Annotated in this window: 9 protein-coding genes; all 9 read right to left on the reverse strand. The window is 53.5% G+C overall.

All coding sequences use genetic code 11. From position 1 onward, the window contains the following. Positions 1-14: 14 nt before the first annotated feature. The 9 genes from EYC82_RS04240 to EYC82_RS04280 all read right to left on the reverse strand — a co-directional run bounded on the left by EYC82_RS04240 (position 15) and on the right by EYC82_RS04280 (position 12,330). Positions 15-878, reverse strand: a complete 864-nt coding sequence (locus EYC82_RS04240) for an alpha/beta fold hydrolase (protein WP_279248302.1) — start codon at positions 876-878, stop codon at positions 15-17. Continuing rightward, the gene (locus EYC82_RS04245) at positions 878-1,384 is read right to left on the reverse strand and encodes a SixA phosphatase family protein (RefSeq protein ID WP_279248303.1); all 507 of its coding nucleotides are present in this window, start codon (positions 1,382-1,384) and stop codon (positions 878-880) included. The genes EYC82_RS04240 and EYC82_RS04245 overlap by 1 nt, the downstream gene beginning before the upstream one ends. A 164-nt stretch (positions 1,385-1,548) precedes the next feature. Continuing rightward, the gene (gene htpG, locus EYC82_RS04250) at positions 1,549-3,474 is read right to left on the reverse strand and encodes a molecular chaperone HtpG (protein ID WP_279248304.1); all 1,926 of its coding nucleotides are present in this window, start codon (positions 3,472-3,474) and stop codon (positions 1,549-1,551) included. 204 nt (positions 3,475-3,678) lie between these two features. Continuing rightward, positions 3,679-4,551: a succinate--CoA ligase subunit alpha gene (gene sucD, locus EYC82_RS04255; protein ID WP_279248305.1), complete on the reverse strand. Its 873-nt coding sequence runs from the start codon at positions 4,549-4,551 to the stop codon at positions 3,679-3,681. Continuing rightward, positions 4,551-5,720, reverse strand: coding sequence for an ADP-forming succinate--CoA ligase subunit beta (gene sucC / locus EYC82_RS04260; RefSeq protein WP_279248306.1), 1,170 nt, complete (start codon positions 5,718-5,720; stop codon positions 4,551-4,553). The genes sucD and sucC overlap by 1 nt, the downstream gene beginning before the upstream one ends. 112 nt (positions 5,721-5,832) lie before the next feature. Next, positions 5,833-7,269 (reverse strand): dihydrolipoyl dehydrogenase, encoded by a 1,437-nt coding sequence (lpdA, locus tag EYC82_RS04265; protein ID WP_279248307.1) that lies wholly within the window; start codon positions 7,267-7,269, stop codon positions 5,833-5,835. 55 nt (positions 7,270-7,324) lie between these two features. Then, a complete protein-coding gene (odhB, locus tag EYC82_RS04270; RefSeq protein WP_279250649.1) occupies positions 7,325-8,551 on the reverse strand; it encodes a 2-oxoglutarate dehydrogenase complex dihydrolipoyllysine-residue succinyltransferase in 1,227 nt (408 codons plus the stop codon). Positions 8,552-8,577: 26 nt separating this feature from the next. Then, on the reverse strand, positions 8,578-11,433 hold the full coding sequence (locus EYC82_RS04275; RefSeq protein WP_279248308.1) for a 2-oxoglutarate dehydrogenase E1 component: 2,856 nt from the start codon (positions 11,431-11,433) through the stop codon (positions 8,578-8,580). Positions 11,434-11,625: 192 nt separating this feature from the next. Continuing rightward, a complete protein-coding gene (locus EYC82_RS04280) occupies positions 11,626-12,330 on the reverse strand; it encodes a succinate dehydrogenase iron-sulfur subunit (protein WP_279248309.1) in 705 nt (234 codons plus the stop codon). Between the last annotated feature and the right edge of the window lie 6 nt (positions 12,331-12,336).

Here is a 12,336-nt window from a genome sequence, read left to right on the forward strand (position 1 = left end):
ACGCTCGGTTCACCTCATACCAAGAAGGCAAGAATACGCTTTGCCACATCAGCGGTGGCGGACTCCATATGGAAATGGTGCCCTCCTTCAACCTCTTCTACCAGCACTGACGGAATATACTCCTTCGCCTGCTGCACCATATCGGGCATTCTACGAGCATTGGTCTGAGCCGCCATGAGAAGTGTCGGCATTTCCAAGCCTGACAATACTGCCCGAATCTGGCCATCAGTCAACTTTACTGCCGATGCACCATGCAGCCGTGGATCTGCGGTCCAGGTCAGACCCCGTTGACAGCCTCGGACACTGCGTTTGACCAACATTTCAGCCGCTGCCCTGGACAAGCCCGTGCGACAACGGGAATCGATCGCGGCTTCAACAGAAGAAAACACCCTGTTGTCCCGGCCCAACAATGCCGGCTTTTCGATGAGAGCTCTACGAAGCTGTTGCGGGAACTGCTCAGCCACTACTGGCCCCGGCGAGAGTGCATCCAGCATAATTAGCTTTTCCACCCGTTCGGGAAAACTACTAGCCAACAGTGTACTGATAATCGCGCCCCTTGAATGGCCTATCAGATTAAAACGGTCCCAGCCCAGGGCATCTGCCACACCGAGCACCTCGGGCAGGTCATCCCATATCTGATAGCTGGCATCCGCTGAGCGCCAGTCGCTCTGTCCATGACCTGTCAGATCCAGAGCGATCACATGGTATCCTTGCAGCAGAGGCGCTACACACGCGAAGCTGGCGGCATTATCGAGCCAGCCATGCAGGGCGAGCAACGGGGCCTCTGCCGGGTCACCCCAGCTAAGCCCTGAAATTGCCAGCCCATTCACCTCGAAGCGTCTCGCCCTCGCCTGCCGTGAAGATTCCGCTTGAGTCATTAGATACCCACCTCGTACTCAGGCGGCATGGCCCAAAAAACGGTTTGACCGCATGCCGCAGCAACGACATCCATGGTTATTGTAGCGAGGCCCCCCGGGTGCAAAGGAGGAACTGCAGCGCCTTTCTCGCCGACGTACCAGCTCACCAAGTTAGACACTAGAGGCTGGTGAGACACCAGCACAACATGACATCTGTGGTCTCTCCCATCGAAGTCGCGCAACAGGGTCTGGTCAATAGTCGCAATGCTGCTCTGCGGCGCAAGCCAGTAGGCTTCACCACCCGTCGCATGGGTGAAGGCAGATTCGATCATTTCAGCAGTTTGGGCAGTGCGCTCGTAAGGGCTGTGCAAAATATGTGTCGGCTGAGGCAGGCGACGATTAGCGCAGGCGCGATAGAACTGCTGACAGCCGAAACCTATGTCTTCACGACCGCCAGGTGTCAGCTCGCGCTGACGGTCCACTGAACCACTCTCCGCCTCGCCATGTCGCCAGATCGTGAGAATCATTATCTTCCTTCCACCGCCCCGCTTAGCCACCATGGATCATAACATCCAATAGACTGGCGAACGTGTGAAAATACAGGCCTCGCCCCCAGCCAACCGCCTGTTTTGCGGGGCGGGGGAAAGTGGACACGATGGGCGACTAATGAACCGCGACTCAGAACACTGCGCTAGTCCTGCCCCAGTTCGACCAAAAGCTTGTTCAGCCGCGAAACAAAGGCAGTTGGATCCTCCAATTGCCCTCCTTCGACAAGAGTCGCCTGGTCAAGCACAATATGCGCGAGGTCGGCAAAGCGTGCCTCGTCCGCCTCCTGGTCAAGGAGTTTGGCCAGCGCATGTGCTGGATTGACCTCAAGTATCGGCTTCGACTCGGGTACGTCCTGTCCTGCAGCCTCCATGATACGCCGCATCTGCGCGCCCATATCGAAGTCTCCCACCACAAGACAGGCAACGGAATCTGTCAGCCGCGCAGTAGCGCGCACTTCACTCACATCCTCTTTCAAAACCTCCGCAAGACGCTCTACAAGCGCTTCAGACTCCTTGTTGAGCTTCTCTTGCTGCGCCTTCTCCTCCTCCGAATCTATGTCCAGTTCCAAGGCACCACGCCCTACATCCTGAAAAGACTTACCATCGAATTCCTGCAGTTGATTCATGAGCCAATCGTCAACACGATCACTCAGCAGCAATACTTCGATACCTTTTTTCCTGAATACTTCCAAGTGTGGACTCTTCTTCGCGGTGATGAAATTTTCCGCAACCACGTAATAGATTTTTTCCTGCGAATCCTGCATACGAGAAACATAATCCTCGAGAGACTGATCCTGCTCCTCATTGTCTGTATGGGTCGTACTAAAGCGCAGTAGCTTGGCGATTTTCTCCTTGTTTGCCATATCCTCCGCCGGACCTTCCTTTAACACAGGACCAAACTGTTGCCAGAAGGCAGCGTATTTCTCGGCGTCATCAGACTTGGCCATCTTGGACAACATATCCAACACCCGTTTCGTCAGAGCAGAGCGCATTGACTCAACGGCAGGATCTTTCTGTAAAATTTCTCGAGAGACATTCAGGGACAGGTCGTTCGAATCGACAACCCCTTTTACGAACCGCAGGTACAACGGCAAAAACTGCTCCGCCTCATCCATAATGAAAGTACGCTGGACATACAGTTTCAAGCCACGAGACATCTCCCGGTTCCACAGGTCGAATGGTGCCTTCGCAGGGATATAGAGCAGGCTCGTATATTCCAGCTTGCCCTCAACCTTGTTATGGCTCCACAACAACGGATCCTCAAAATCGTGTGACACATGCTTGTAGAACTCTTGATACTCTTCGTTGCTGACCTCGCTGCGCGAGCGGGTCCAAAGCGCAGTAGCTGAGTTAACAGATTCAAACTCCGGCTCAGACTGAACAGTTTCCGATTCTTCCTCGTCTTCTGCTGGGGGTGCTGGTGGTGCCTGCATCAAAACCGGGACTGAAATATGATCTGAATACTTCTTGATGATACTGCGCACGCGCCAATCATCAGAAAATTCAGCGCAGTCGGACTTCAGGAACAGGGTAATGCTGGTTCCCCTGGCGCTCCTATCCCTTGCCTCTACAGAGAAGTCAGCTTCACCCTGTGAATCCCACAGCACGCCCTCGGACGCATCAGCTCCCGCTTTACGGGTGTGGACCTCGACACGGTCTGCGACAATAAACGCTGAATAAAAACCAACGCCAAACTGACCAATCAGCTGGGAATCTTTTTGCTCATCACCGGTGAGACTTTCGAGAAAGGCAGCAGTACCGGATTTCGCTATTGTGCCAAGATGTTCAATGACGTCTTCTCGACTCATCCCGATACCATTGTCGCTAATCGTCAATGTGTTTGCGTCCTTATCGAGCTCTACACGCACCTCGTAATTGCTATCTCCTTGCAGCAGAGACTCATCCGATAACGAAGCAAAACGTAACTTGTCGATCGCATCACTGGCATTCGATATCAACTCACGCAGAAAGATCTCCCGGTTGCTGTACAGGGAGTGGATCATCAGGTGGAGCAGTTGTTTCGCCTCGGTTTGAAAGCCAAGAGTCTCTTTCTTTACATCAGCCGTCATGGAAACCTCATCATAGGTTATTGATTGTTAGAAACTTTATCCAGGGTCATTACATTGGGGCCGCCGTACGATTTTTCAAGCCTCGCCGGCCATCTGTGTAAAAAAAATCGTTCAATTGCCTTGTGGTGCAGCCCCACAAACTTCTTTCGAGCGAAAAAAAAGGCCCGCGACTAACGGGCCCCTCTATTGCTGCGAACTACCCGCCTACCAACCTGTGATCTCCTTCAGACCAGTGCCAATATCGGCGAGACTGCGCACGGTTTTCACTCCGGCATCCTCAAGCGCCGCAAACTTCTCGGCAGCAGTGCCCTTGCCGCCGGAAATGATCGCACCTGCGTGCCCCATCCGCTTTCCTTTCGGGGCTGTCACACCGGCAATGTAGGACACAACCGGCTTGGTAACATTGGCCTTGATGAAGGCCGCAGCTTCCTCCTCCGCGGTGCCTCCGATTTCCCCAATCATAACGATAGCCTCAGTCCTGGAGTCGTCCTGAAACATTTGCAGGATGTCGATAAAATTAGATCCGGGGATGGGATCGCCGCCAATGCCAACGCAGGTCGATTGCCCAAATCCAGCGTCCGTAGTTTGCTTGACCGCTTCATAAGTCAAAGTACCCGAGCGCGACACGATACCGACCTTACCCGCGAGATGGATGTCGGCAGGCATGATGCCGATCTTGCACTCGTCAGGCGTGATCACACCAGGACAGTTGGGGCCGATCAGACGAACACCGAGATCATCACAGCGCACCTTCGCTTCCAGCATATCCAGCGTAGGGATACCTTCTGTGATACACACAATCAGTTTGACACCACCATTAGCGGCTTCGAGTATGGAATCTTTGCAGAAGGCGGCGGGCACATAAATAACCGATGCATCAGCGCCAGTTGCCTCCACTGCCTCGGAAACCGTGTTGAAGACCGGGAGCCCCAAATGCTCCTGGCCACCCTTACCCGGGGTTACACCACCCACCATTTTGGTGCCGTAGGCAATAGCCTGCTCGGAATGAAACGTGCCTTGAGACCCAGTAAAGCCCTGGCAGATAACCTTGGTGTTCCTATCAATCAGAATACTCATTATGCGGTTCCTCCCGCTGCTTTGACCGCCTGCTGCGCAGCGTCCGTCAGACTGCTTGCAGCGATAATGTTCAATCCGCTTTCGGCCAACACTTTGCGACCAAGTTCGGCGTTATTGCCTTCCAGGCGAACGACCACGGGAACCTCAACGCCGATTTCCTCTACCGCACCGATCACGCCCTCAGCAATGAGGTCGCAGCGAACAATACCTCCAAAAATATTTATCAGCACAGCCTTCACCTTGTCGTCTGACAAAATGATCTTGAATGCTTCGGAAACACGCTCCTTGGTCGCGCCGCCCCCGACATCAAGAAAATTAGCAGGAAAACCGCCATGCAATGCCACAATATCCATGGTACCCATCGCCAGGCCCGCACCGTTAACCATGCAACCAATATTGCCGTCCAGCGCTACGTAGTTCAGCTCCCACTCCGCAGCATGCGCTTCTCGTTCGTCTTCCTGCGAGGGGTCGTGCATTTTACTAACAGCAGACTGTCGATAAAGCGCATTGCTATCGACACCGATCTTGGCATCGAGACAATGCAAGTTACCTTCATCGGTAATGACAAGCGGATTAATCTCAATGAGTGCAAGGTCTTTTTCTTCAAACATCCGGGCAAGACCGATGAAGATTTTTACAAATTGCTTGATTTGATCGCCAGAGAGACCCAGTTTAAACGCTAACTCTCGTCCCTGATAAGGCTGCGGTCCTGCCAATGGATCTATAGTCGCCCTCAGAATTTTTTCCGGCGTTTCCTCTGCGACTTTCTCAATCTCAACACCGCCCTCGGTAGAGGCCATGAAGACGACACGACGCGAAGATCGGTCAACAACCGCGCCGAGGTACAACTCTTCTGCAATGTCGGTACACGTTTCAACCAGAATCTTGCTAACGGGTTGTCCCGCTTCGTCAGTCTGGTATGTGACCAGTCGTTGACCCAACCACTGTTTAGCGAAGGCCTCAATCTCTGCGGCTTCCTTGACCAGCTTTACTCCGCCTGCCTTGCCACGACCGCCCGCGTGCACCTGGGCTTTGACCACCCACATTTCACCGCCAATCTTTTTTGCAGCCGCCACCGCCTCTTCGGGCGTATCAACCGCGTAGCCTTTTGACACCGGCAATCCATACTCGGCAAACAATTGTTTGCCCTGATACTCATGAAGGTTCATGTTTTATCCCGTTGTTTCCAGATGATTACTGTTTAAAGCCAAAGCGACTGAAACTGCCGCTGACCATTTTTTGAATACGCTGCTCGCCTAGCGACCGCAGGTATCCCCCCCCTTAACGCTTTTTCCTGTTGGCGATATGAATCGCCTGCCCATCGACCGCCAATGCCGCCTCATGGACTGCTTCTGATAGCGTTGGATGACCGAACACTGTCAACGCCAAATCTTCCGCACTTGAACCAAACTCCATTGCAATGACCACCTGTTGTACCAGGTCGGCAGCAGATGCCCCCACTATGTGACAGCCCAGAATGCGATCTGTTTCTGCATCCGCTATCATCTTTACCATGCCGTCTGCGTCGTTTGCGGCCAATGCTCTACCACTGGCGGCAAACGGGAAAACACCCACCTTGCAATCAATACCCTCCCCTTTGAGCTCCTGCTCTGTTTTTCCCACAGCTGCTATCTCAGGGTGGGTATAGACAACCGACGGGACACAGTCATAATTCATTTGCGCCGAGTTGCCCGCAATTCGCTCAACCACCATAATGCCCTCTTCCGACCCCTTGTGAGCCAGCATCGGGCCACGCACTATATCACCAACCGCATAGACATGGGGCGCCTCCGTCTCACAATTATCGTTGACGTATATATATCCTCGCTCGTCCAGAGTGATGCCACTGTCAGGCTCGAAAAGCCCTTCGGAACGAGGCCTGCGCCCAACCGCCACGATAAGCTTGTCGAACACCTCTGTCTGCTCGCCGTCGCTGTTAGAATAGGTTACGTGTACAGCGCAATCCTTCACCTCGGCACCCGTAACTCGAGCGCCCAGCCGAATGTCGAGACCCTGTTTCTTAAAGATTTTCCCCGATTCCCTCGCAATCTGCTCATCCATCATTGGCAGAAAATCGTCAAGAGCCTCCAGCATCACTACTTCCGAACCCAATCTGCGCCAGACACTGCCAAGCTCAAGACCAATGACGCCGGCGCCAATAACACCCAGACGTCCGGGTACCTCGGACAATTTGAGTGCGCCGGTTGAATCGATGATGTACTCGTCGTCGATGGGCGCAGGGGGAATCTCTACAGGAACAGATCCTGCGGCGATTATAATGTGACCCGCTTCAATGATCTGCACCGCGCCTTCACGATCGGTAATCTCTACCTTGGTCCCAGCTAATACTTTCGCTGTGCCAGCAATCGCCGTCACGCCATTGTGCTTAAACAAGCCCGCAATACCGCCTGTCAATTGAGATACGATCTTGTCCTTACGCGACAGCATCGCGGCAACGTTAATCTCGGGCTTGCCAACATCAATGCCATGAATATCGAGATTATCGCGGGTATCTGCATACTTTTGGCTACTGTCCAAAAGCGCCTTGGACGGTATACAACCGACGTTTAGACACGTGCCACCAAGTTGTAACTTATCTCCGTCGCCCAACCACTGCTCCACACAGGCCGTATTCATCCCTAATTGAGACGCTTTAATGGCCGCTACGTAGCCCGCAGGGCCCGATCCAATTATCACAACATCGAACTTTACCGACATATCACTTCCTAGTAGTTCATCAATAAATTAAGTCTTTCGGACGCCCGGCATTTTGCTAAAGCTGTAATAGAATCCTGGCTGGATCTTCAATCAGATCCTTGATTGCCACCAGAAACTGCACTGCAGTCTTGCCGTCGATGATACGGTGATCATACGTCAGTGCCAGGTACATCATTGGCTGTATGACAATCTCACCATCGACTGCCATCGGGCGGTCCTGAATTTTATGCATACCCAATATCCCTGTCTGAGGCGGATTCAAAATGGGCGTAGAGAGCAAAGAACCAAATACCCCACCATTGGTGACGGTAAACGTGCCTCCAGTAATATCGTCAATACTTAATTTATTATCTCGCGCACGCTGGCCGAGGTCTCTAACAGCGGCCTCTACATCGGCAAGACTCATAAAGTCTGCGTCGCGAAGAACAGGCACAACCAGGCCCGTTTCAGTGGAAACCGCCACACCGATATCCTGGTAACCGTGGTATACGATATCGTGATCATCTATGGACGCATTTACAGCGGGATAGCGCTTCAAAGCTTCACAGGCTGCCTTAACGAAAAAACCCATGAACCCAAGGCGAGTGCCGTGGTGGGTTTTCTCAAACTGCTCTTTGTACTTGCTGCGCAGCGCCATCACGGGCGCCATGTTGACCTCATTAAATGTGCTCAACATCGCCGTTTGTTGAGTTGCATCGAGCAGACGCTCAGCTATTTTTGCCCGCATTCGGGTCATAGGCACGCGTTTTTCCACTCGCTCACTGGAATGCCCAACCGGCTCAGCGGGGAGTGCCTGCTGCTCAGGTACCTGCGGCGCGTCCTCTTTAGCCGCCATGTACGCGACCACATCCTCCTTGGTAATACGGCCACTTTTTCCAGTGCCGCTGATTTCGCTCACAACGAGGCTGTGTTCGTCCACAAGCTGCCTTGCTGCCGGCCCAAGCTGAGCACTGGAGACAATCTCCTCCGGCTCTGCGCCGTCGCTGGTGACTGCCGCAGAATTGTTCGCGGAAGCAGACCCGGGCATCGCGGGCTTCTCAACTGCTCCGGCCTCAATGGTTGCGAGTAACTGCTGACTCTGCACGATATCGCCCTGCTGGACATGAATCGCCTTGATCACGCCGTCCTGAGGTGACACAACCTCGAGAACGACCTTATCCGTTTCGATCTCGACGATCAGCTCATCGCGCGATACTGAATCACCCTCTGACTTATGCCAAGTCGCTACCTCGCCGTCAGAGACCGACTCGGGGAAAACGGGCGCCTTGATTTCGATAGCCATCATACTCCTTTGAAACGCTCTCGCGCTCAGTGGCCCCAGGGTATATCACCCAGAGATTCATCAATAAAATTATTAAGCTGCTCCATGTGCAGCGCCATATAACCTGCAGCCGGTGCCGCTGATGAATCACGGCCCACATAGCGCAAATAAACATCGACCTTGTGGCGATGTATCACGCGACGAATATGATGCTGGCTGGAATACCAGGCGCCCTGATTCATTGGCTCCTCCTGACACCAGATGGCGTCCACCACGTTGGGGTACTGCCGGCATGTCTTCAGTAGCTCCGCCTCGGGGAAGGGATATAATTGCTCTAACCTGAGGATAGCAATATCATTGATGCCCCTCTCGCGCCGCGCTGCGCGCAGGTCATAAAATACCTTGCCACTACAAAGCACGAGCCTCTTAACCTGCGATTTATCGAGGTCATCGGTCTCGTCGAGTACATTGTGGAAGCGACCTTCGGAAAGCTCTTCCAGGGAAGATACCGCCTCTTTATGACGCAGCAGGCTCTTCGGTGACATCACTACCAGCGGTTTGCGTAAAGGACGTATGGCTTGCCGCCGAAGCATATGAAATACCTGGGCGGGCGTGGTGGGCATACACACCTGAATATTGTGCTCCGCCGATAGTTGTAAAAAACGCTCAAGCCGGGCCGAGGAATGCTCTGGCCCCTGGCCTTCATACCCGTGTGGCAACAACATAGTCAGCCCGCATAAGCGTGACCACTTGTGTTCTCCACTCGTGATGAACTGATCGATAACGACTTGCGCGCCATTGGCGAAATCGCCAAATTGCGCTTCCCAGATTACCATTCCCTGCGGCATTGTTGTGGCATAACCATATTCGAAGGCCAATACAGCCTCTTCCGAGAGCAATGAGTCGTAACTGATAAAACTCGCTTGCTCTTCCGCGATATGCTGCAACGGCGTGTAGGCACTACCGTCGTTTTGATTGTGTAGCACCGCATGCCTGTGTGAAAAAGTACCCCGCCCCACATCCTGCCCGGTTAGCCTGATGGGATAGCCATCCTTTAACAGTGACGCATAGGCAAGGTTTTCTGCAAAACCCCAATTAACTGCCATAGCCCCGGCGCCCATTTTACGCCGATCCTCCAGAATCTTTGCGACCTGGCGCTGCAATGGAAAACTCTCCGGCGGTGCGTTGATCTGCTGCGCGAGGGACTGCATCTCCTGCATATCCATCGTGGTATCGCACTCCAGCGTCCAGTCGTGGCCCAGATAAGGAGACCAGTCGACAAACAGTGTCTTGTTAGGCTCGGAGACTAGCGTCGCGACCAGCGGTGCGCCACGGTCAAGGGCGTCACGATAACGATCCACAAGATTCTGCACCTCTCCTTCGCTGATCAGGCCTCGTTCGATCAGTCTGGCGGCATAAAGCTTGCGGGTGGTTTCGTGTTCGCTGATTTTCTGGTACATCAAAGGCTGTGTGGCGGATGGCTCGTCGGCCTCGTTATGGCCGCGCCGACGGTAGCAAATCAAATCGATAACCACGTCTTTTTTAAATTCGGTGCGATAATCGACAGCCATCTGTGTCACGAACAGCACCGCTTCCGGGTCATCTGCGTTGACATGAAAAATCGGTGCCTGAACCATCTTGGCAACGTCTGTGCAGTACTCCGTTGAGCGAGCGTCTTCACGTTTGTGGGTGGTAAAACCCACCTGATTATTCAGTACTATGTGTATCGTGCCGCCAGTGCGGTAGGCCCGCGTCTGCGACATCTGAAAGGTTTCCATGACAACACCCTGCCCGGCAAACGCGGCGTCACCGTGAATGACTATCGGCACAACCAACTCTCCTCCCTTGTCCTCACGGCGCTCCTGCCTCGCCCTGACCGAACCCTCCACGACCGGTGAGACAATCTCGAGATGCGACGGATTGAAGGCCAGGGCCAGGTGCACCTCTCCGCCTGGCGTCATGACATTGGATGAGAAGCCCTGATGGTATTTCACATCGCCAGAACTTTCGTACTCCACCTTGCCTTCGAACTCCGCAAATAGCTCTGACGGATTTTTACCAAGGATATTGATAAGGACGTTTAGCCGACCCCTGTGAGCCATCCCAATAACGATCTCCTGCGCCTTGTAGGCGCCGGTGCGTTGCACGGCCTCAGATAACATGGGTATAAGGCTCTCACCTCCCTCAAGACCGAAGCGCTTGGTGCCGGGATATTTCGATGCCAGTGACTTCTCCAGTCCCTCAGCGTTTATAAGATGGGTCAGAAGATTGAGACACACCTCTTCGCTGTAGTCTGGAGACGAGCGGACCGACTCCATACGCCGCATCACCCAGTGCCGCTCCTGGGTATCGACGATATGCATAAATTCCGCGCCGATGGTGTTGCAGTAGGTTTCTTCCAGTGCGGTATAGATTTCACCCAACGGCGCATCTGCTTTACCGATATGCAAACTACCGGCCTGAAATACCGTCTCGAAATCAGCGGACGACAGCTCATGAAAGGCTAACTCAAGGTCTGCAACGTGCTCACGTTCCGCCAGTCCCAGCGGGTCAAGCTGAGCCTTTTGGTGACCCCTTAAACGATACGCGGCAATGAGTTGTAATACGCGAACCTGCTTGCGCTCGTAGTCTGTTGCCTGCGAGTCATGCTGGACAGTCGCTTCGGTTCGTACCCGCATCTTGCTGATCTGGGCAAAACGTTCCCGAATGACAGAATGAGGGACATCACCCATTTGAATGACGTCAGAAGGTACGGTGGGGAGTTTGTCAAAGTAGTCGCGCCACTGCTCTGCGACGGCATTAGGATCCTTAAGGTATTCCTCATACAGCCCCTCCACGTAGGTTGCATTACCCCCGGCAATATGGGAGCTCTGCCATAACACATCCATGGAGTTACTGTGCATCACGATCCCCCCGGGGCTCGCTCATTGACGTTCAAATACTTCTTTCGCCTGCGACCTTGCGACCGCGCTGCATGCGGCACCGCCCTCGGCAAACTGCAGCTATCACCTACCGCGGTGATTCGAACTGCTAAAGCACTCGCAATAAATTTAAATAATCTATTAATTTCAGACGCTTACAGCGCCTTCTTAATACTACGTTGCGCGTGATAATAGCATATTGCGTATGTGACCAATCGCCCGCGTCGGGTTCAGCCCCTTGGGACACACGTTGACGCAATTTTGTATTCCATGGCAGCGAAACACGCTAAACGGATCATCCAGCTTGGCCAGGCGCTCGTCCGTCGCAAGGTCACGCGAATCAGCTAGGAAACGATAAGCCTGCAACAGGCCTGCCGGGCCAATGAACCGATCGGGGTTCCACCAAAATGACGGACAGGAGGTTGAACAACAGGCACAGAGGATGCACTCGTACAGGCCATCCAGCTTTTCGCGCTGCTCGGGAGACTGCAGACGTTCTATTGCAGGCGTAGGCGTGTCATTTTGCAGGTAGGGCTGGATCTTTTCGTACTGTGCGTAAAACATGCCCATGTCAACAACCAGATCACGAATAACAGGCAGACCCGGCAGAGGTCGCAGCACCAGCTTATTGTCTTTCACAACGCTGGACAGTGGCGTAATGCAGGCCAACCCGTTGACGCCATTGATATTCATGCCGTCAGAACCACAGACCCCTTCGCGGCAGGAACGCCGGTAAGCAAAACTGGTATCTCCGGCTTTGATCATTTCCATCACGTCGAGGACCATTAAATCCTTACCGCCGGTGTCGACCTGCACGTCATGCATGGAAGGCTCGGCGTCGGTATCCGGGTTGTAGCGATAAATACTGACTTGCAACATGGTTCA

This window comes from Candidatus Marimicrobium litorale, assembly GCF_026262645.1.
GTDB classification, from domain to species: Bacteria; Pseudomonadota; Gammaproteobacteria; order Pseudomonadales; family Halieaceae; genus Marimicrobium; species Marimicrobium litorale.

Bases quoted from the DNA above. Each gene is read 5' to 3' on its own strand.
- EYC82_RS04240 (WP_279248302.1), bottom strand. From the start codon at position 878: ATGACTCAAGCGGAATCTTCACGGCAGGCGAGGGCGAGACGCTTCGAG.
- EYC82_RS04245 (WP_279248303.1), bottom strand. From the start codon at position 1,384: ATGATTCTCACGATCTGGCGACATGGCGAGGCGGAGAGTGGTTCAGTG.
- htpG (WP_279248304.1), bottom strand. From the start codon at position 3,474: ATGACGGCTGATGTAAAGAAAGAGACTCTTGGCTTTCAAACCGAGGCG.
- sucD (WP_279248305.1), bottom strand. From the start codon at position 4,551: ATGAGTATTCTGATTGATAGGAACACCAAGGTTATCTGCCAGGGCTTT.
- sucC (WP_279248306.1), bottom strand. From the start codon at position 5,720: ATGAACCTTCATGAGTATCAGGGCAAACAATTGTTTGCCGAGTATGGA.
- lpdA (WP_279248307.1), bottom strand. From the start codon at position 7,269: ATGTCGGTAAAGTTCGATGTTGTGATAATTGGATCGGGCCCTGCGGGC.
- odhB (WP_279250649.1), bottom strand. From the start codon at position 8,551: ATGGCTATCGAAATCAAGGCGCCCGTTTTCCCCGAGTCGGTCTCTGAC.
- EYC82_RS04275 (WP_279248308.1), bottom strand. From the start codon at position 11,433: ATGCACAGTAACTCCATGGATGTGTTATGGCAGAGCTCCCATATTGCC.
- EYC82_RS04280 (WP_279248309.1), bottom strand. From the start codon at position 12,330: ATGTTGCAAGTCAGTATTTATCGCTACAACCCGGATACCGACGCCGAG.